19 protein-coding genes are annotated in these 18923 nt (G+C 70.3%); 13 read left to right on the plus strand and 6 right to left on the minus strand.

Annotated elements, in window-relative coordinates; all coding sequences use genetic code 11:
- Positions 1-378: 378 nt before the first annotated feature.
- Together P3T39_RS14575 and P3T39_RS14580 are read left to right on the plus strand one after the other, a co-directional pair.
- Positions 379-1323: a heme o synthase gene (locus P3T39_RS14575; RefSeq protein WP_280697980.1), complete on the plus strand. Its 945-nt coding sequence runs from the start codon at positions 379-381 to the stop codon at positions 1321-1323.
- Positions 1324-1451: 128 nt separating this feature from the next.
- Complete coding sequence (locus P3T39_RS14580; protein WP_280697981.1) at positions 1452-1790, plus strand: hypothetical protein; 339 nt, start codon at positions 1452-1454, stop codon at positions 1788-1790.
- Positions 1791-1884: 94 nt separating this feature from the next.
- Here P3T39_RS14580 and P3T39_RS14585 read toward each other — a convergent pair whose 3' ends face one another.
- The gene (locus P3T39_RS14585) at positions 1885-2853 is read right to left on the minus strand and encodes a COX15/CtaA family protein (RefSeq protein WP_280697982.1); all 969 of its coding nucleotides are present in this window, start codon (positions 2851-2853) and stop codon (positions 1885-1887) included.
- A gap of 717 nt (positions 2854-3570) precedes the next feature.
- Between P3T39_RS14585 and P3T39_RS14590 the strand changes: the two genes are divergently transcribed.
- Entirely contained in the window at positions 3571-4194 is a 624-nt protein-coding gene (locus P3T39_RS14590; RefSeq protein ID WP_280697983.1) for an LAETG motif-containing sortase-dependent surface protein, read from the plus strand.
- Positions 4195-4228: 34 nt separating this feature from the next.
- On the opposite strand, the gene P3T39_RS14595 is transcribed toward P3T39_RS14590, so the two are convergent.
- The 3 genes from P3T39_RS14595 to P3T39_RS14605 form a co-directional block, all read right to left on the minus strand.
- A complete protein-coding gene (locus P3T39_RS14595; protein WP_280697984.1) occupies positions 4229-4870 on the minus strand; it encodes a DUF2461 domain-containing protein in 642 nt (213 codons plus the stop codon).
- Between the two features lie 67 nt (positions 4871-4937).
- On the minus strand, positions 4938-5702 hold the full coding sequence (locus tag P3T39_RS14600; RefSeq protein WP_280697985.1) for an ABC transporter permease: 765 nt from the start codon (positions 5700-5702) through the stop codon (positions 4938-4940).
- Complete coding sequence (locus P3T39_RS14605; RefSeq protein ID WP_280697986.1) at positions 5699-6625, minus strand: ABC transporter ATP-binding protein; 927 nt, start codon at positions 6623-6625, stop codon at positions 5699-5701. The genes P3T39_RS14600 and P3T39_RS14605 overlap by 4 nt, the downstream gene beginning before the upstream one ends.
- A gap of 215 nt (positions 6626-6840) precedes the next feature.
- Between P3T39_RS14605 and P3T39_RS14610 the strand changes: the two genes are divergently transcribed.
- Genes P3T39_RS14610 through P3T39_RS14645 form a run of 8 tightly spaced genes read left to right on the plus strand, consistent with a single transcriptional unit; the run spans position 6841 to position 13585 of the window.
- Complete coding sequence (locus P3T39_RS14610) at positions 6841-7641, plus strand: MarR family transcriptional regulator (protein WP_280698107.1); 801 nt, start codon at positions 6841-6843, stop codon at positions 7639-7641.
- Positions 7638-9053, plus strand: coding sequence for a Fe-S cluster assembly protein SufB (gene sufB / locus P3T39_RS14615; RefSeq protein WP_280697987.1), 1416 nt, complete (start codon positions 7638-7640; stop codon positions 9051-9053). Before P3T39_RS14610 ends, sufB begins: the two co-directional genes overlap by 4 nt.
- A gap of 57 nt (positions 9054-9110) precedes the next feature.
- On the plus strand, positions 9111-10358 hold the full coding sequence (gene sufD, locus P3T39_RS14620; protein WP_280697988.1) for a Fe-S cluster assembly protein SufD: 1248 nt from the start codon (positions 9111-9113) through the stop codon (positions 10356-10358).
- Positions 10355-10672, plus strand: a complete 318-nt coding sequence (locus P3T39_RS14625) for a non-heme iron oxygenase ferredoxin subunit (RefSeq protein WP_280697989.1) — start codon at positions 10355-10357, stop codon at positions 10670-10672. Before sufD ends, P3T39_RS14625 begins: the two co-directional genes overlap by 4 nt.
- Before the next feature lie 6 nt (positions 10673-10678).
- Positions 10679-11443, plus strand: coding sequence for a Fe-S cluster assembly ATPase SufC (sufC, locus tag P3T39_RS14630; protein WP_280697990.1), 765 nt, complete (start codon positions 10679-10681; stop codon positions 11441-11443).
- Between the two features lie 38 nt (positions 11444-11481).
- On the plus strand, positions 11482-12729 hold the full coding sequence (locus tag P3T39_RS14635) for a cysteine desulfurase (RefSeq protein ID WP_280698108.1): 1248 nt from the start codon (positions 11482-11484) through the stop codon (positions 12727-12729).
- A 17-nt stretch (positions 12730-12746) separates the two neighbouring features.
- Positions 12747-13199: a Fe-S cluster assembly sulfur transfer protein SufU gene (gene sufU / locus P3T39_RS14640; protein ID WP_280697991.1), complete on the plus strand. Its 453-nt coding sequence runs from the start codon at positions 12747-12749 to the stop codon at positions 13197-13199.
- Positions 13200-13210: 11 nt separating this feature from the next.
- Positions 13211-13585 (plus strand): metal-sulfur cluster assembly factor, encoded by a 375-nt coding sequence (locus P3T39_RS14645; protein WP_280697992.1) that lies wholly within the window; start codon positions 13211-13213, stop codon positions 13583-13585.
- Positions 13586-13729: 144 nt separating this feature from the next.
- Here the strand turns inward: P3T39_RS14645 and P3T39_RS14650 are convergent, their stop codons facing one another.
- Positions 13730-15052: an MFS transporter gene (locus P3T39_RS14650; protein ID WP_280697993.1), complete on the minus strand. Its 1323-nt coding sequence runs from the start codon at positions 15050-15052 to the stop codon at positions 13730-13732.
- A 494-nt stretch (positions 15053-15546) separates the two neighbouring features.
- On the opposite strand from P3T39_RS14650, the gene P3T39_RS14655 reads away from it, so the two are divergent.
- Entirely contained in the window at positions 15547-17172 is a 1626-nt protein-coding gene (locus P3T39_RS14655) for a hypothetical protein (protein ID WP_280697994.1), read from the plus strand.
- 162 nt (positions 17173-17334) lie between these two features.
- Here P3T39_RS14655 and P3T39_RS14660 read toward each other — a convergent pair whose 3' ends face one another.
- Positions 17335-17793 carry a carboxymuconolactone decarboxylase family protein gene (locus tag P3T39_RS14660; RefSeq protein ID WP_280697995.1) on the minus strand — a complete coding sequence of 153 codons (459 nt, stop codon included), beginning with the start codon at positions 17791-17793 and terminating at the stop codon, positions 17335-17337.
- Between the two features lie 84 nt (positions 17794-17877).
- Here P3T39_RS14660 and P3T39_RS14665 point away from each other — a divergent pair, with 84 nt between their 5' ends.
- On the plus strand, positions 17878-18759 hold the full coding sequence (locus P3T39_RS14665) for a sigma-70 family RNA polymerase sigma factor (protein WP_280697996.1): 882 nt from the start codon (positions 17878-17880) through the stop codon (positions 18757-18759).
- Positions 18760-18923: the final 164 nt, after the last annotated feature.

Raw genomic sequence — 18923 nt, forward strand, 5'->3', positions numbered from 1 at the left:
ACGTCGCTGTGGTTCGACGCCACGATGGTGCCGGTCACGGAGGGTTGATCCCGCTTCTCTGTGCGAGCCTACCGCCAGAGCGGGCCTCACCCTGCGTGCTGGAACAACCAGGAGTTCACGGCCGCGATTCCCTGCGGAGGCGGCACACACCTTGTCCTACCCTGACCCATCTCGATCGGCTTTGCGCGTCCGCAGAGCAAGACGGGCGAGCGGGTGGTTTGCGGTGATTCACCCGGCGGTGTGCGCTTGCGCCTCGCCGGGGGACCCCGAGGCCGGTGCGGAGATATGGAACGTCTAAGGTGGCGTGGTACGCGCAGCGCGGTCGTGACGGAACCGAGTGGTCCCGGGGACGCCTGTGAAGATTCATCTTGAGTTGGGGTGTTCGTGACCGCCGTCGAGAGCCGCCCTGCCGGGGCGGTCGGGGCGAGCCCTGCGCGCCGGCCCTTCGGGGCCCGTGTCGGGGCCTTCGTCGCACTGACCAAGCCTCGGATCATCGAGCTGCTGCTGATGACCACCGTTCCGGTGATGTTCCTGGCGCAGCGCGGGGTACCCGATCTGCTGATGGTCCTGTACGTGGTCATCGGCGGCTATCTGTCGGCCGGTGGAGCCAATGCGCTCAACATGTACATCGACCGCGACATCGACGCGGTGATGTCCAGGACCGAGCGCCGCCCGATCGTCACGGGCATGGTGTCGCCGCGCGAGGCGCTGCTCTTCGGTATCGCGCTCGCGATCGGCTCGACCGTCTGGCTGGGCGAGTTGGTCAACTGGCTGTCCGCGGGCCTGGCGCTGACCGCACTGCTCTTCTACGTCTTCGTCTACACGCTGGGCCTCAAGCGCCGGACCACCCAGAACATCGTCTGGGGCGGTATCGCGGGCTGTATGCCGGTCTTCGTGGGCTGGGCGGCGGTGACCAACTCGCTGTCCTGGTCGGCGCTGGTGCTCTTCCTGGTCATCTTCTTCTGGACGCCGCCGCACTACTGGCCGCTGTCCATGAAGGTCCGTGAGGACTACGAGAGGGCCGGGGTCCCGATGCTCCCGGTGCTCAAGGGCAACCTCGCGGTGGCCAAGCAGATCGTCATCTACTCCTGGGTCATGGTGGCCGTCTCGCTGGCCCTGTGGCCGCTGGCGCACACCACGCTGCTGTATCCGATCGCGGCGGTCGTGCTCGGTGCCTTCTGGCTCAAGGAGGCGCACGGCCTGTACGCCCGGGCCAAGGCCGGGGTCGTGGGGGCGCAGCTGAAGGAGATGCGGCTCTTCCACTGGTCCATCACCTATCTCTCGCTACTCTTCGTGGTCATCGCGGTGGATCCGTTCCTCTGATCGACCACCGCAGAAGGGCCCGACCTCATCAGGTCGGGCCCTTCTGCGTCAGGTGGCGGGCTGTCATGTGGCCCGCCGCACACGGCTCTCCCGTCGCCAGCCGGACTACTGGTCGGTAGCATGCGGGCATGAGCAGCGCAGAGACCGCCACCACCGCCGCACCGGACGCCCGCGCCGAGCGCCGTGCCAAGCGCATCGCCAAGCACATCGACAGCTTCGCCAGGCAGCACGGCGGCAGCGCCGAGGGCGTGGTCGAGTACGTCGGCCGCACGGCCACCCGGATCGTCATGGTCGGCGCGGACGGCGCCTGGGGCGACCAGATCGCCCCGACCTATGCGATCGGCCGCCGGGCCGCCGCGCTGTCCGGGCTCACCCTGCACGACAGCTTCGAGGGCGAGCTCGGCCTCAAGGTGAAGACCGGCCCGTACGAGTGGAAGCGGATGGCCGGCATCCAGCTCGGCGGCTGAGAACCCCCCCGGGGGCCCCGCGCAAACCTTTAGGGGCAAGGGCCAACTTTTCAGGGGCCGCGCCCCTGTTTAGTCGGCCCTTGCCCTGAGAGGCTCAGGCGGGCTGCAGGGCCTTGGTCGGGGCGGCCGGGGCGGGGTCCTCGGCGGAGCGGGTGCGCAGGGCCAGCGGGATCCGCAGGGCGGCAGCCCAGATCAGGGCAGCACCGAGCATGTGCAGGCCGACCATGACCTCGGGGGCGTCGGTGAAGTACTGGACGAACCCCAGCGTGCCCTGCACCAGCAGCAGGACGAAGAGATCCCGCACTCGTGCCCGGGCCGCCGGCGGAGCCTTGATCGCGGCGAACACGAAGATCACCGCCAGCGTCAGACCGACCGAGAGGAAGACCAGGTCCGCGTGGGCCTGGGCGAGGCGGTCGTAGTCGATCGGGATACGCGGCACGGGCTTGCCGTCCTTGCCGGGCGCGCCGGGGTGGTGACCGGCACCGGTCACCACCGTGCCGACGGCAACCAGCAGGCCGATCACCGTAATCAGCACGTACGAGAGCTGGATGATCGGCCGACTGACGGAGGGCTGCGGCGCGCCGTCGCCCTCCTTGGTGCGCTCCCACATCAGCAGGGCGACCCAGACCAGGCCCATCGCCGAGATCATGTGCACGGCCACCGAGTACGGGTTGAGCCCGGTCAGTACGGTGATGCCGCCGATCACGGAGTTGCTCATCACCAGCCAGAACTGGGTCCAGCCCAGCTTGGTCAGGCTGCGGCGCCACGGCTTGTGGGACCGCGCGGCCAGGGTGGCCCAGGCGATCGCCGCGCAGAGCACGTACGTCAGCATCCGGTTGGTGAACTCGATGATGCCGTGGACGCCCATCTGGGGAGTCGGCGTCAGGCTCTCGCCGGTGCAGCGGGGCCAGGTGGTGCAGCCGAGGCCGGAGGCGGTGAGCCGGACGGCGCCGCCGGTGACCACGATCACCACGCTCATCACCAGCGCGGCGAGCGCGGCCCGCCGGACCGTCTCGGCGGTGGGGTGCCAGCGGTCGGCGAGGAGGGAGGAGGGGGTACGCACCCGTTCATCCTAGGTCGGCTTATGCCGGATCTTGGTGCGGGGCCGCCGCTTCCGGGCGGGGCGCGCAGAAGGAGACGTTTTCCGGCGGACCGGTCACCGTTCTTGACCGACTGGTCCGCCCGGCCGCGAGGGTGTGCACCCGGTCCGCACCCATTGGTCCAGACCCATCGCCCTGATGGTCGGGGCGCTATCCAGGTCGGCTCCGCAGGCACCGAGGTGATGTACCGCAACGGTGTCCACTCCGGGGAGAAGGTAGGCTCTGGCCGTCTGGAGGCGCACTCCGGGACGGCCTCGAAGGGCCCGTCCCCGATCGACTTCGCGGCCGAGTTCGCCAAGCTGCGTGCTGCCTCGACCGCGCCGGCCTCGGCCGCCCCTCCGCCGGTGTCACGGTCACGACCGAAGGCAGCGGAGGCGGCAGCCGGATCACCTTCACCGGCGGCGGCGCGTCGGCGCGCGGGCCGCAAGGTCCGGCACTCCACCGAACAGGCGAAATGCACCATGTCCGATCGGAAGCGTTCGGGCAGGGTGCATTTTCTGTATTCCCGCATGGCCGACTTCCTTGCCGTGATGGGCTGTTGGGCCACACACATTCGGCCGTTCGACGGGGGTGGCACAGCGCGCCCGGCCCGGTAGAGTGCCCCATCTCAGGCCGGGGCGGAGTCGTCGGAACCGTCAACGCCCGTCCGCGGCAAGGAAATTCGGGAGGGACGATCCGGCATGGCGGGACAGCGGCGGATTCGGAACGGCGCACTGGTGGCAGCGGTCGCACTCGGCACGGCAGCACCCCTGGCGGTGGCGGGCAGCGCCTCGGCACACGTACCGCACTGGTCGGTGACCTGCGACAGGGTGAGCATCCAGCTGACCGACTACAACGCGAAGTTCAAGAACACCGTCACCCTCGTCCTGGACGGGCAGAAGGTGGTCGACCAGAGCTTCGGTGAGACCTTCGGCAAGGACGTTCCCGTCAAGGCGCACAGCAAGGACGTCAAGGCCGAGCTCATCGTCCTCACCGACGAGGACCCCAAGGGCCAGAACGGCTGGAGCATCGACCAGACCAGGACCGTCGTGCCCTGCCAGACACCGCCGCCCTCGCACAGCCCGAGCCCGAGCCCGAGTCCGAGCCACAGTCCCAGCCCCTCGCACTCGGCCACCCCGTCGAAGAGCCCGACGCCCACCCCCGGCACCAGGAAGCCGAGCCCGTCCCCGAGTCCGTCCGGGCCGGAGCTGGCCTCGACCGGGGGCGGCGGCAACGCCCCCGTGATCGCGGCGGGCGGCGCGGCCGTGATCGTGGTCGGTGGCGGACTGCTGTTCGCCACCCGCCGCCGGTCGCGCCGCCACTGACCCGGCCTGCCGGCCGCCGGTCCTGCAACCAGCCCTACCGGGCGGGGAGTTCGCTCGGCCCGACGTGGTTGTCCAGCCAGGCTCGCAGCGGTTGGGAGGCGCGCAGGAAGGTGGTGATCCGCTTGGCGGCGGTGCGGGTGCCGAGCCAGGCGGCGGGCGGCCACTCCTGCCAGGCGACCAGGCCCTTGTAGCGGAGGAGTTCGATCCGGGGGTGGTCCTTCGGGTAGCCGCGCGGTGCGGTCTTGAGGGCGTCCCGGCCGTGCACGGTCGGCCCGGCCTGCTCGACATCGGCGATGACGCGCTTCAGTTGGGCGCCGGTGATGTCCTCGGAGACGGCGGTGCGGTAGCGCTCCAGCTGGTCCGGGGCGAGCTGGTACATGCCGTTGCCGCAGGCCAGGCCGTCGGCGGAGAGCTGGATGTAGCCGCCGCTGCCCAGGTGGGCGCCGATATGCGTCTTGTACGGCGACTTGTCGGCACTGAACCGGACATCGCGGTTGGGCCGGAAGATCTTGCCGGGGCCGAACTCGTCCTCCAGCTCGTCCAGCAGGTCGGCCATCGGGGTGCGGACGGTCTCCTCGTACGTGGAGCGGTGCGCATCCCAGAACGTCTTGGAGTTGTCGGCCTCCAGGTGCTCGTAGAACTCGAGCGCCTCGGCCGACCAGCCATGAAAGGTCACGGCACCAGCGTAAGTGTCAGGGGCCCCGCACCCCTGAGCAGCTACTCGTTCGCCCCCGGAAAGTCCCTTACTCCCAGCGGAAGAAGCGGGCCGCGGCGCCGAGCCCCAGCACCGCCCAGACGCCGAGGATGCCCAGGTCGGACCAGGGGATCCCGGCGCCGTACTGGAGGACCGAGCGGAGGCCGTCGGAGAGGGCGCTGATCGGGAGGAGCTCCAGGGCCGACCGGACGCCGGAGGGGAACTTGGAGAGCGGGACCACCACGCCGCCGGCCAGCAGCAGCAGGATGAACACCAGGTTGGCGGCGGCCAGGGTGGCCTCCGCCCGCAGGGTGCCCGCCATCAGCAGGCCGAGGCCGGAGAAGGCGGCGGTGCCGAGGACCAGGAGTCCGACGACGGCCGGCAGGTTGCCGTGCGGGGACCAGCCGAGGGTGAGGGCGATCACCGAGAGCAGGGCGACCTGGAGGACCTCGGTGATCAGTACGCAGCCGGTCTTGGCGGTCAGCAGTGCCCAGCGCGGCAGCGGGCTGGCCCCGAGCCGCTTGAGGACGCCGTAGCGGCGCTCGAAGCCGGTGCCGATGGCCTGGCCGGTGAAGGCGGTGGACATCACGGCCAGCGCCAGCAGGCCGGGCGCCAGGAAGTCCACCCGCTTGCCGGGGCCGTCCACCGAGACGACGTCCACGGCGCTGAAGAGCACCAGCAGCACGGTCGGGATGACCACGGTGAGCAGCAGCTGTTCGCCGTTGCGCAGCAGCATCTTCGTCTCGAAGGCGGTCTGCGCCAGCAGCATCCGGCCGACGGGCGCGGCACCCGGAGCGGGGGAGTAGGAGGTCATGAACGAAGGTCCCGTCCGGTCAGGTCGAGGAAGACGTCTTCGAGGCTGCGGCGCTGGACCGTCAGCTTCTCCGGCATCACGCCGGAGGAGGCGCACCAGGCGGTGACGGTGGCGAGCAGCTGGGGATCGAGCGGGGCCTCGATGCGGTACGTGCCGGGGCGCGGTTCGGCGACCGAGGAGCCGTCGGGCAGCACCTTGAGCAGTGAGCCGAGGTCGAGTCCGGCCGGTCCTTCGAAGTGCAGGCTGCTCTCGGCGCCGTCCCGGCAGAGTTCCTCGGGGCTGCCCTCGGCGATCACCCGGCCGCGGTCGACGATGGCGACCCGGTCGGCGAGCTGCTCGGCCTCGTCCATGTGGTGGGTGGTGACGACGACGCTGACGCCGTCGCGGCGCAGGTCGCGGACCAGGTCCCAGGTGGCGCGGCGGGCCTGCGGGTCGAGCCCGGCGGTGGGCTCGTCCAGGAAGACCAGTTCGGGGCGGCCGACCACGGCCATCGCCAGGGCGAGGCGCTGCTGCTGGCCGCCGGAGAGGCGGCGGTAGCTGGTGCGGCCGCAGGAGTCGAGGCCGAGACGCTCGACGAGGGTGTCCACGTCGAGCGGGTCGGCGTGCAGCCTGGCGGTGTGGCGAAGCATCTCCACGGCGCGGGCGCCCGCGTAGACGCCGCCGGACTGGAGCATCACGCCGACCCTGGGCCGCAGCTGCCGGGCGTCGGCGACCGGGTCGAGGCCGAGGACGCGTACCGTCCCGGCGTCGGGGCGGCGGTAGCCCTCGCAGGTCTCGATGGTGGTGGTCTTGCCGGCGCCGTTGGGGCCGAGCACGGCGGTGATCGCGCCGCGCCGGACGGTGAGGTCCAGGCCGTCCACTGCGGTCTTGTCGCCGTACCGCTTGACCAGTCCGGTCACCTCGACGGCGGGGTCTGCATGCATACCGGCGAGTCTAAAAGGACCGCACGGGCGGGCTTGACACCGAGTGCCGTGATCATTTCCGCAGGTCAGGTAAGGCTTACCTGCGTGACAGATGCCACCAATGAGGCGTGGATCACGGCTTGTCGCATCGGAAGGAATTACGCAACACTGGTGTTGTGAAAAACGTGCGCGAGCAGGTTGAGCAGCTGGAGGCCGAGTCGGCCCCCGGCTGCGCCGTGCCCGCGACGGCGGCAGAGGTGCTGCTGGAGGGCCATCGGGCGACTCGGGACCGGGTCGCCCGTTCGATCCTGGACCACGGTCCGTCCTCCGCTGCCGACCTGGCCAGCCGCCTGGGCCTGACCACCGCCGCAGTCCGCCGTCACATCGACGGGCTGCTGGCCGCCGGTCTGGTCGAGTCCCGCGAACAGCGGGTCTACGGCAGTCGGGGCCGGGGCCGTCCGGCCAAGGTCTTCGCTCTCACCGAGTCCGGGCGGGACGCCTTCTACCAGGCGTACGACCAGCTCGCGGCCGACGCGCTGCGCTGGATCTCCGACGCGGTGGGCGGCGGCAAGGCGGGCGAGGAGGCGGTCGCCGCCTTCGCCCGGGCCCGCTTCGGCGAGCAGGGCCAGAAATACCTCACCGTGCTGGGCCAGGCCGAGCCCGACCAGCGCACCGAGGCTCTCGCCCAGGCGCTGAGTGCCGACGGGTACGCTGCCACTGTGCGGCGAGTGCCGTCGGCGGGCGCTGCAAAGACCCCCGCAGGCGCCCAGCTGTGCCAGCACCACTGCCCGGTCGCGCACATCGCCGAGCAGTTCCCGCAGCTCTGCGAGGCGGAGACCGAGGTCTTCTCCCAGCTTCTGGGCACCCATGTGCAACGGCTGGCCACCATCGCCCACGGCGACGGGGTCTGCACCACCTATGTGCCGGCACCCGGTGCAGCATCGTCGCCCGGCGGCCGCCCGGTGTCCGATGCCGTGCCGACTGCCGGTACGGATACCGATCAGAATTCAGCGTCCGCGCGGAGGAACCTCGCATGACTGACACCGTTTCGCACCCGGAGCTCGAGGGCCTGGGCACCTACGAGTACGGCTGGGCGGACCCGGACGTCGCGGGGGCCGAAGCCAAGCGTGGCCTCAGCGAGGACGTCGTCCGCGACATCTCGGCGAAGAAGTCCGAGTCCGAGTGGATGCTCAACCTGCGTCTCAAGGGCCTGAAGCTGTTCGGCAAGAAGCCCATGCCGACCTGGGGTTCCGACCTCTCCGGCATCGACTTCGACAACATCAAGTACTTCGTCCGCTCCACCGAGAAGCAGGCCGAGTCCTGGGAGGACCTGCCCGCGGACATCAAGGCGACGTACGACAAGCTGGGCATCCCGGAGGCGGAGAAGCAGCGCCTGGTCGCCGGTGTCGCCGCACAGTACGAGTCCGAGGTCGTCTACCACCAGATCCGCGAGGACCTGGAGGAGCAGGGCGTCATCTTCCTGGACACGGACACCGCGCTGCGCGAGCACCCGGAGATCTTCAAGGAGTACTTCGGCACCGTCATCCCGCCCGGTGACAACAAGTTCGCCGCGCTGAACACGGCCGTGTGGTCCGGCGGTTCGTTCATCTACGTGCCGAAGGGCGTGCACGTCGACATTCCGCTCCAGGCCTACTTCCGGATCAACACCGAGAACATGGGCCAGTTCGAGCGGACGCTGATCATCGTCGACGAGGACGCCTACGTCCACTACGTCGAGGGCTGCACCGCGCCGATCTACTCCTCGGACTCGCTGCACAGCGCCGTGGTCGAGATCATCGTCAAGAAGGGCGGCCGCTGCCGCTACACGACCATCCAGAACTGGTCGAACAACGTCTACAACCTGGTCACCAAGCGCGCCGTGGCGTACGAGGGCGCGACCATGGAGTGGGTCGACGGCAACATCGGCTCCAAGGTCACCATGAAGTACCCGGCCGTCTACCTGATGGGCGAGCACGCCAAGGGCGAGACCCTGTCGATCGCTTTCGCGGGCGAGGGCCAGCACCAGGACGCCGGCGCCAAGATGGTCCACATGGCGCCGAACACCTCCTCCAACATCGTCTCCAAGTCGGTGGCGCGTGGCGGTGGCCGCACGTCCTACCGCGGTCTGATCGAGATCGGCGAGGGCTCCAAGGGCGCCAAGTCCAACGTGCTCTGCGACGCGCTGCTGGTCGACACAATCTCCCGCTCGGACACCTACCCGTACGTGGACGTCCGCGAGGACGACGTGTCCATGGGCCACGAGGCCACCGTCTCCAAGGTCAGCGAGGACCAGCTCTTCTACCTGATGAGCCGTGGCATGACCGAGTTCGAGGCGATGGCGATGATCGTCCGCGGCTTCGTCGAGCCGATCGCCCGCGAGCTGCCGATGGAGTACGCGCTTGAGCTCAACCGGCTGATCGAGCTGCAGATGGAGGGCTCCGTCGGCTGACGCCCAGCCGAACGCGGTCCATCCACACCATTGAGGAAGAGAGCACTACGAACAGCCATGGCTGACGTTCAGAACACCTCCGGCGCCACCACCGCCGGTTCGATCGAGGTCGGCACCACCGGAGCCGGTGCCCAGCTGGCCGGTCCCGGCACGGGTCGGGCCACCGTCCAGCAGCCGATCGACGCCCGGGTCGCGGTCAAGCCCTCGTTTGACGTGAACGACTTCCCGGTGCCGCACGGCCGTGAGGAGGACTGGCGGTTCACGCCGATGCACCGCCTGGGCGGTCTGCACGACGGCACCGCCGCCTCAACCGCCGCGCGTGGCGGCGAGGGTACTGACAAGGTCGAGCTGGCCCTGCCGGACGGCGTCACCGCCGAGACCGTCGGCCGTGACGACGCCCGCCTGGGCAAGGCCGGTACGCCGGTCGACCGGGTCGCCGCGCAGGCGTTCAGCGCCTTCGAGCAGGCGCTGGTCGTCACCGTCCCCGCGGAGACCGTGCTCACCGAGCCGGTGAAGATCGACGTGCACGCCGAGGGCGGCGTCCGCTTCGCGCACGTGGTGATCGACGTCAAGCCGTTCGCCGAGGCGGTCGTGGTGCTGAACCACACCGGCACCGGCACCCGGGCCGCCAACGTCGAGCTGCTGGTCGGCGACGGCGCCAAGCTCACCTTCGTCTCCGTCCAGGACTGGGAGCGCGACGCGGTGCACGTCGCCCAGCAGTCCGCCCTGGTCGGCCGGGACGCCTCGCTCAAGTCCGTGATCGTCACCTTCGGCGGCGACCTGGTCCGGATCCACCCCAGGGTGCGCTACGCAGGTCCCGGCGGCGAGGCCGAGCTGTACGGGCTGTACTTCGCCGACGCGGGCCAGCACCTGGAGCACCGCCTGATCATCGACCACGACACCCCGCACTGCCGGTCCAACGTGGTCTACAAGGGCGCCCTCCAGGGTCAGGACGCGCACGCGGTCTGGGTCGGCGACGTGCTGATCCGCGCCGCCGCCGAGGGCACCGACACCTATGAGCACAACCGCAACCTGGTGCTCACCGACGGTGCCCGGGTCGACTCGATCCCCAACCTGGAGATCGAGACCGGTGAGATCGTCGGCGCCGGCCACGCCTCCGCCACCGGCCGCTTCGACGACGAGCAGCTCTTCTACCTGCAGGCTCGCGGTATCCCGGCCGACGAGGCCCGCCGCCTCGTGGTGCGCGGCTTCTTCGCCGAGCTGGTCCAGCAGATCGGCGTCGCCGAGATCCAGGACCACCTGATGGAGAAGATCGAGGCCGAGCTGGAAGCGAACGTCGGATGAGTTTCCTTCGCGCCTGCTCGCTGAGCGAACTCCACGAGGACGTGCCCAAGCGCGTCGAGCTCAACGGCGTCCCGGTCGCTCTCGTCTTCACCGAGGGCGAGGTGTTCGCGATCAACGACATCTGCTCGCACGCGAACGTCTCCCTCTCCGAGGGCGAGGTCGAGGACTGCATGATCGAGTGCTGGCTGCACGGCTCCAGCTTCGACCTGCGCTCCGGCAAGCCCTCCGGGCTGCCCGCCACCAAGCCGGTCGCCGTCTACCCCGTAAAGATCGAAGGGGACGATGTGCTCGTCTCCGTCAACCAGGAGTCCTGAGTACACATGGCAACGCTTGAAATCCGTGACCTGCACGTCTCCGTCGACGCCGAAGGCGGCCCGCGCGAGATCCTGCGCGGCGTCGACCTGACCGTGAAGCAGGGCGAGACCCACGCGATCATGGGCCCCAACGGCTCCGGCAAGTCCACCCTGGCCTACTCGCTGGCCGGTCACCCCAAGTACACCGTCACCAGCGGCTCGGTGCTGCTGGACGGCGAGAACGTGCTGGAGATGACCGTCGACGAGCGCGCCCGCGCCGGTGTCTTCCTCGCCATGCAGTACCCGGTCGAGGTCCCCGGTGTCTCGGTCTCCAACTTCCTGCGCACCGCCGCCACCGCCGTGCGCGGCGAGGCCCCCAAGCTGCGCACCTGGGTGAAGGAGGTCAAGGAGGCGATGGCCGCCCTCCAGATGGACCCGGCCTTCGCCGAGCGCAACGTCAACGAGGGCTTCTCCGGCGGCGAGAAGAAGCGGCACGAGATCCTCCAGCTGGAGCTGCTCAAGCCGAAGATCGCCATCCTGGACGAGACCGACTCCGGCCTGGACGTCGACGCGCTGCGCATCGTCTCCGAGGGCATCAACCGGGTTCGCTCCACCGGCGAGGTCGGCACCCTGCTGGTCACCCACTACACCCGCATCCTGCGGTACATCCAGCCCGACTACGTCCACGTCTTCGCGGGCGGCCGCATCGTCGAGTCCGGCGGCGCCGAGCTCGCCGACAAGCTGGAGAACGAGGGCTACGAGGCTTACGTGAAGGGCGGCGCTTCCGAGTGACCCAATCTCGCAGTTCAGAGGGGCATACCGGCTCGGCGCTGACCGGGCTGCTCGACACCGACGCGATCCGCAAGGACTTCCCGATCCTGCAGCGGGTGCTGCACGACGGCAAGCCCCTGATCTACTTGGACAACGCGGCGACCTCGCAGAAGCCCCGGCAGGTGCTCGAAGCCCTCAACGCTTACTACGAGCGGTACAACGCCAATGTGCACCGCGGGGTGCATGTGCTGGCCGAGGAGGCCACGGCGCTGTACGAGGGTGCCCGCGACAAGGTCGCGGCCTTCGTCAACGCGCCGAGCCGGGACGAGGTGATCTTCACCAAGAACGCCTCGGAGTCCCTCAACCTGGTTGCCAACATGCTGGGTTGGGCCGACGAGCCCTACCGCGTGGACGCGGACGCCGAGATCGTCATCACGGAGATGGAGCACCACTCCAACATCGTTCCGTGGCAGCTGCTCTCGCAGCGCACCGGCGCGAAGCTGAAGTGGTTCGGGCTGACCGACGAGGGCCGGCTCGACCTGTCCAACATCGACGAGCTGATCACCGAGAAGACGAAGATCGTCTCCTTCACCCTGGTCTCCAACCTGATGGGCACCATCAACCCGGTCGAGACCATCGTCCGCAAGGCCCAGTCGGTCGGCGCCCTGGTGCTGATCGACGCCTCCCAGGCCGCCCCGCACATGGTGCTGGACGTCCAGGCGCTGGAGGCCGACTTCGTCGCCTTCACCGGGCACAAGATGCTGGCACCCACGGGTATCGGCGTGCTCTGGGGCCGCCAGGAGCTGCTCGAGGACCTGCCCCCGTTCCTCGGTGGCGGCGAGATGATCGAGACCGTCACCATGGGCTCGTCCACCTACGCCCCCGCGCCGCACAAGTTCGAGGCGGGCACCCCGCCGATCGCCCAGGCGGTCGGTCTCGGCGCGGCCATCGACTACCTGTCGAACATCGGCATGGAGAAGATCGCCGCTCATGAGCACGCGATCACCGAGTACGCGGTCGAGCGCCTTCTCGAGGTGCCGGAACTGCGGATCATCGGCCCCCGTACGGCTGTTGACCGCGGCGCCGCGATCTCCTTCGTCCTCGGCGACATCCACCCGCACGACGTGGGCCAGGTGCTGGACGAGCAGGGCATCGCCGTGCGCGTCGGTCACCACTGCGCACGGCCGGTCTGCCTGCGGTACGGAATTCCGGCGACCACGCGAGCGTCGTTCTATCTGTACTCGACGCCGGCCGAGGTCGATGCGCTGATCGCCGGCCTGCACCACGTCCGCAACTTCTTCGGCTGAGGGACTGGGCCACTGAGATGAAGCTCGACTCGATGTACCAGGAGATCATCCTGGACCACTACCGCAACCCCCACGGCAAGGGGCTGCGGGACGGCGACGCCGAGGTGCACCACGTCAACCCGACCTGTGGGGACGAGATCACCCTGCGGGTCAGGCTCGACGGCGCCGTGGTGGCGGATGTCAGCTACGAGTCGCAGGGCTGCTCGATCAGCCAGGCCAGCGCCTCGGTGCTGAACGACCTGGTGGTCGGCAAGACCGTCGGCGAGGGCCAGGTCATCCAGGAGGCCTTCCTGGAGCTGATGCAGAGCAAGGGCCAGGGCGAGGGCGACGAGGAGGTGCTGGAGGACGCGGTCGCGTTCGCCGGTGTCTCCAAGTACCCCGCCCGGGTCAAGTGCGCGCTGCTGAGCTGGATGGCCTGGAAGGACGCCACCGCCAAGGCGCTCGCCGAGCAGCCCGCCATCAACGACTGAAGGACTGATCAATGAGCGAGACCGAGACCCCGGCTGCGGACAGCAGCCAGGACGGCCCGGTGGGCACCAGCGCGGGCACCGTGTCCGTCGAGGACCTGACCGAGGCCCTGATGGACGTCGTCGACCCCGAACTGGGCATCGACGTCGTCAACCTGGGCCTCATCTACGGCGTCCACATCGACGAGGACGACGTGGCCACCATCGACATGACGCTCACCTCGGCGGCCTGCCCGCTGACCGACGTCATCGAGGACCAGGCGAAGACCGCCACCGACGGCCTGGTGAAGGACCTGCGTATCAACTGGGTCTGGATGCCGCCGTGGGGCCCCGACAAGATCACCGACGACGGCCGCGATCAGCTCCGCGCCCTCGGCTTCAACGTCTGATCGGCCCAGCACCTGCAGAAACGCCACTGCCGCGTGGATCGCTCCTTCGGGGGACGATCCACGCGGCAGTGGCGTTTGCGCTGCGCGCAGCGCCTGGGGACGGAGCCCCCGCGCCCTGTCGCTCAGCGCCTGCGGACGATGCGGTCAGCGCTTGCGGACGACGGTCGCCGCGAGGCCCAGGCAGGCGAGCGCTGCGATGCTCGCGAAGCCGCTGACGGCCGCAAGCAGACCGTAGGAGCGGACCAGGGCGCCCACGGCGACGATCGGCAGCGAGCTGCCCAGGTAGACGACGACCCACAGGGTGGAGAGTTCACTGCCGCGCCGTTCGGGGTCCATGGCGGCGACGGCGTTGGTGAACAGGGAGCGGAACGCCACGCCCTGGCAGGCACCACCGAGGACGCTGCCGATGAAGAGCAGCGCCGGGGTGCCGGTGTACTGGGCGGCGACCACCATGCCCAGGCCGGCGGCCAGTCCGGTCATGCCGAGGGCGATGACCAGACGGTCGGCGGTCGGCGGGATCAGCAGCTGGGCGATCGCCGAGGAGCCGAGCAGCAGGGCGGCGACCACCGCGCCCGTCAGATGCGAGGTGGTGTGCAGCAGCTTCGCCGAGAAGGCGGGCGCCAGGCTGAGGTAGACCCCGAAGACGGCGTAGGAGATGAAGCCGGCACCGGCGGCGAGCAGGAACTCGCGGCGGCCCTTGGCGGGCAGGGCGAGCCGCTTGGGCCGCAGATGGGCCGGGGTGGTGATGCGGGGAGGGGCGGCCGGCGGGCGTTCGCGTCCCGGCATCCGGGGATGGACCAGGGCCAGCGGGACGCACAGGGCCAGCAGCGCCACCGCGTGTGCCATGAAGGGCGTCAGCAGCGGGTTCGAACCGCCTGCGAGCAGGGCGCCGATGATCGGGCCGAGTGCCACCCCGCCCGCCGAACAGGCCAGGGTGAGCTTGGCGGCCAGCGTCTGGTGGTCCGGCAGCAGATCGCCGAGGGCGGCCCCGGCGGCACCGGTGGACAGCGCGACCGCGACGCCCTGGACGGCCCGTCCGGCGGCGAGCTGGCCGAAGCTGCCCGCGGTGGCGAAGATCGCGTCGCCGGCGGCGGCCAGCACCACGGCGGGCAGGATCATCGCGCGGCGCCCGAGGTGGTCCGACCAGTGGCCGACCGCGGCCAGCACCGGGACCAGGGCGAAGACGTAGACGGTGAAGAGGATGGTGGTGTCGAGGGCGGTCAGCCCGAGGCGCTGCTGGAGCACCGGATAGATCGGGGTCGCCAGGTTGGCACCGATCAGCAGAAGCAGAAGGGCGGCGGCCACCAGGCCGACGCGTATGCCGCGCAGCGCGTTCCAGCGGCTGACCGCGGCGAGCTGGAGTTGCGTGCGTGGTGCGAGCTCCAGGGGGAGCAGGGCCTCCGAGAGCCGGCGTACCGGGTACTGCGCTGTGGGCAGTCCGGGGCCGGCGGGGGAGAGGTCCGCCATGGCAGGGGTCTCCTGTGGCCGGGCACCACCGGGCCCGGGCAGGGCCTGGGGTGGTGGCCTGGATTCGGGGTCTCCGGCGGGGCAGGATGAGTACTGGTGCGGTCCTCCCGCCGTACGCGCCCCGGCAGCCCGCAGGAGGGCATGGGGAAGCAGTCGAGCGAGGAGGGGGGTGGGCGTCGTTGCCCGGTGGCCGTGCGGGGTTGTGCACTGCGCCAAGCGAAGGATACGGCTTCGCGCCCGTCGACGGCGGGTGAGGGCCCTGTCCGGCCGCGACCCCGTCGGCTGCGACACCCGGGGGTTGACGCCGCGCGCCGGGCAGGACCGGCCGGATCGGGCCTGGAGGCCACCGGTCGGGCGCGGCGCCGCCCCGACGGCTACGCTGAGTAGATGGACGGGTACCCACTCGGCCCTGCGGACGGTGGCCACCGCTGCTGCGGGTGATGCCACTGTGACCACCGCCACTACGACCTTGTCAGTACGGGAGAGCACGCACGATGGCCGGACGACGACGCACCAACCCTGACAGCTCTTCGGAGAGCGGGCCCGGCGCGAAGCCCGAGGGCCTGCTTCCTGCCGACTACGAGCTGGCCGATCTGTACGGGGCGTTCGCCGCGCACGGTCGCGAGGAGGACGACATGGACGATGCCGTCGTCCTCGTCCCGCCGGTCCTGCTGCCGCCGGAGGAGGAGCTGGCCGCCGCCGCGCTCGCGGTGCCGCTGATCGACCATGCGCTGAAGCTGGCCCGCTGGGCCGCGCCGCACCGGCCGGTGGACGAGTTCGGTGACCTGACCGGTCCCGACCGTGCCCCCGCCGCCCGGCTGCTCGGTCTGGCGCCCGCCGAGGGCGACGCGCCGGAGGACGCGGTGGTCGAGGCCATGCGGGCCTGGTCGCTCGCCTGCGATCTGGAGCTGATCGAGATCGGCACCACCGCCGAGGGCGAGCATGTGGCCGTCCCGGGCCCGGATCTGGACGACGCCGAGCAGGGCGATGCGGAGACCGTCCTCGAACTGTGGCTCACCGCCGCCGGCATCGTCCGCGAGCTGGCCGTCGAAGCCGACTCCCTCACCCTGGAGGGCGAGGGCGAGGGCGAGGAGAAGGGCGAGAGCGACGAGGCCGGGCTCGCCGAGCTGGAGGAGTCCCGGAAGGCGGCCGAGGAGCTGCTGGACGAGGCGCTCCAGGTGCTCTACGAGACCACCGCCTTTGCCGAGCCGGGGCAGGAGACCGTACCGCTGGGCGTGCTGGCCGCGCTGCTGGTCGTACCGGAGGGCGAGGAGCCCGACGAGGAGATGCTCGGCGACATCACCGACCTGATGGTGACGCTCGACCCGATGCTCGGCGACCTCGCCGAGCTCGGGCTGCTGGAGCACCAGCCGATCGACCCGGAGCTGTTCGAGGAGGAGACCGGCGAGGAGCCGGTGGCGGAGGGCACCGAGCCGCTGGACGAGGCGGAGGCCGCCCGGTTCGGGCTGGTCAGGCTCACCGCGCTCGGGCAGTACGGCGTGCGCCAGTGGCTGCTGGAGGACGGCTTCGAGGCCCCGCTGATCGGCGAGCTGGCCCAGGGCACCGCCGAGGAACTGCTGCGCGGGATCTCGGAGACCGACAACGTGCTCCCCGAGCGGGAGCTGGCCGCCTGGCTCACCGGACGGGAGCCGCTCGCGGCGGCGCGTGAACTGCTGGCGGCGGCCCGGGGGACCGACCCGTACAGCCCGGTGCGGCGGCTGCTGTGCCTGTCCGCGCTGGAGCAGCTCGGCACCGCGGCCCGTCCTGCCGCGCAGGAGGTGGTGGACGACGCCGAGCTCGGTGGCGCGGCGCGGGCCTGGCTGCTCGAACAGGGCGTGGAGGTCGCGGCGCCGGAGCGGCCGGTGGTGCTCTGGACGATGGTGGACACCTTTGCCGCCCAGTTGCTGACCAACGAGGGTGAGCTTGAGGAGGTGCAGCAGCTGGTGGCCGGGCTGCCGGTGGACGACGACCCGGAGGGCTTCTTCGGCGAACTGTGGCGCATCGAGCACCCGTACACGGTGGAGGTGCTGGAGGCCGTCGGCGAGCTGCACCAGGACCGCGGGGTGGCCAAGGAAGCCAGGAAGGCGGCGTTCAAGGCCCGCTCCCGCCGCGGCAAGTAGCTCCGGCGCGCGCGACACCCGGTACGACCGCCCCGGCCGATCACGACGCCCGCTGAGTTTTGGCAGCGCTGCGGTACTTGCCACAGGGCCGCCAACGTGAGATGGCGGCCCTGTGGCGATCTTTGACGTCCTCTCTCCCCGGATCGGGGGTGAGGCATTCGCCTACCAGGAGGCGCTGGCGGCGATCTGCCGGGTGGTGGCGTTGAGGCGGTTGAAGAGGTTGGTCACGGCGATCATGAGGGTCAGGGCGGCGAGCCCCTTCTCGTCGTAGTGCCGCGCGGCCTCGTCCCAGATCTCGTCGGGCACCGGGTCGGTCCGGTCGGCCAGCCGGGTGGCGGATTCGGCGAGCGCCAGTGCGGCACGCTCGGCGTCGGTGAAGTACGGCGCCTCCCGCCAGGCCGCCACCGCGAACAGTCGCTCATCGCTCTCCCCGGCCTTCCTGGCGCTGCGCGCACCCGCGTCCACGCAGACGCTGCAGCCGTTGATCTGGCTCGCCCGCAGGTGGACGAGCTCCAGCGTCGTCTTCGGCACGCCACCCTTCTCCACGGCCTTGAGTACGTTGAGGATGGCGGGCATGGCATCGGGAAGGACCATGGCCGGGTTCTGCATACGGGCCTGCATCGCTGCTTCCTCCTGTTGTCTTGTCACATCGCAGTGGCGGGATCCGTCACAGCACTGACGGATCCCGACGGAAAGGTGTGACAGATGGACGAGAACGAATCTCTGGCGGAGGGCTTCGAGGCCAACCGCAGCCACCTTCGGGCGGTGGCCTACCGGATTCTGGGTTCTCTCAACGAGGCCGACGATGCCGTGCAGGAGGCCTGGCTGCGGCTCCACCGCACGGACACCAGTGGCGTGGAGAACCTGGGCGGATGGCTGACCACAGTCGTCGGCCGGGTCTGCCTGGACATGCTGCGCTCACGCACCTCACGCCGTGAGGAACCCCTGGAGACGCAACAGCCGCACGCGATCGACGAAGGCGAGGGCGGAACCGAGCCGGAGCACGAGGCGCTGCTGGCCGACTCCGTCGGCCTCGCCCTGCTCGTCGTACTCGACACACTGGCTCCTGCCGAACGGCTGGCGTTCGTGCTGCACGACCTGTTCGCCGTGCCCTTCGACGACATCGCCACCATCCTGGACCGCACCCCGGCAGCGACCCGGCAGCTCGCCAGCCGGGCGCGGCGCCGCGTCCAGGGGCGGTCCCCGGAGGCCGCAGCCGGGGCCGACCAGATCCGCCGTCGCGAAGTCGTCGACGCCTTCCTCACCGCGGCTCGCGGAGGCGACTTCGACGCCCTGCTGGCCGTGCTGGACCCGGACGTGGTGCTCCGTGCCGACCGGGTGGTCCCGCTGTTGGGAACGGAACACGAACTCCGCGGCCGGCCCTCGGTGCTCAGCGCCTTCCTGGGCCGCGCTCAGGACGCCCGCACTGCCCTGCTGGACGGCACCGTGGGAGCCGCCTGGGCCCCGGACGGAAAGCTCCGCGGCGCACTGCGCTTCACGATCGCCGATGGCAAGGTCGTCGCGATCGACGTGGTCGCCGACCCCGACCAACTCGACCGGCTCGACGTGGCGTTCCTCGACGTCTGACCGGTCGTCCGCTGCCACCTCTCGGACCGGCTCCGACGGTCTCTGGATCGACGCGCCCGACTTCCTCCGCGCACTGTCCACGCACATTCCCTCGAACTGCGTCAGTAGCGGACAGGCCGCCTGCGCTGTGCGGCGGGCTGCTGTCGTTGAGGTGAGTCTTCGTC

Origin of the sequence: Kitasatospora sp. GP82, from assembly GCF_029892105.1 — a bacterium.
Taxonomy (GTDB): domain Bacteria; phylum Actinomycetota; class Actinomycetes; order Streptomycetales; family Streptomycetaceae; genus Kitasatospora.

Bases quoted from the DNA above. Each gene is read 5' to 3' on its own strand.
- P3T39_RS14580 (WP_280697981.1), top strand. From the start codon at position 1,452: ATGAGCAGCGCAGAGACCGCCACCACCGCCGCACCGGACGCCCGCGCC.
- P3T39_RS14590 (WP_280697983.1), top strand. From the start codon at position 3,571: ATGGCGGGACAGCGGCGGATTCGGAACGGCGCACTGGTGGCAGCGGTC.
- P3T39_RS14600 (WP_280697985.1), bottom strand. From the start codon at position 5,702: ATGACCTCCTACTCCCCCGCTCCGGGTGCCGCGCCCGTCGGCCGGATG.
- P3T39_RS14605 (WP_280697986.1), bottom strand. From the start codon at position 6,625: ATGCATGCAGACCCCGCCGTCGAGGTGACCGGACTGGTCAAGCGGTAC.
- sufB (WP_280697987.1), top strand. From the start codon at position 7,638: ATGACTGACACCGTTTCGCACCCGGAGCTCGAGGGCCTGGGCACCTAC.
- sufD (WP_280697988.1), top strand. From the start codon at position 9,111: ATGGCTGACGTTCAGAACACCTCCGGCGCCACCACCGCCGGTTCGATC.
- P3T39_RS14625 (WP_280697989.1), top strand. From the start codon at position 10,355: ATGAGTTTCCTTCGCGCCTGCTCGCTGAGCGAACTCCACGAGGACGTG.
- sufC (WP_280697990.1), top strand. From the start codon at position 10,679: ATGGCAACGCTTGAAATCCGTGACCTGCACGTCTCCGTCGACGCCGAA.
- sufU (WP_280697991.1), top strand. From the start codon at position 12,747: ATGAAGCTCGACTCGATGTACCAGGAGATCATCCTGGACCACTACCGC.
- P3T39_RS14645 (WP_280697992.1), top strand. From the start codon at position 13,211: ATGAGCGAGACCGAGACCCCGGCTGCGGACAGCAGCCAGGACGGCCCG.
- P3T39_RS14650 (WP_280697993.1), bottom strand. From the start codon at position 15,052: ATGGCGGACCTCTCCCCCGCCGGCCCCGGACTGCCCACAGCGCAGTAC.
- P3T39_RS14655 (WP_280697994.1), top strand. From the start codon at position 15,547: ATGGCCGGACGACGACGCACCAACCCTGACAGCTCTTCGGAGAGCGGG.
- P3T39_RS14660 (WP_280697995.1), bottom strand. From the start codon at position 17,793: ATGCAGGCCCGTATGCAGAACCCGGCCATGGTCCTTCCCGATGCCATG.
- P3T39_RS14665 (WP_280697996.1), top strand. From the start codon at position 17,878: ATGGACGAGAACGAATCTCTGGCGGAGGGCTTCGAGGCCAACCGCAGC.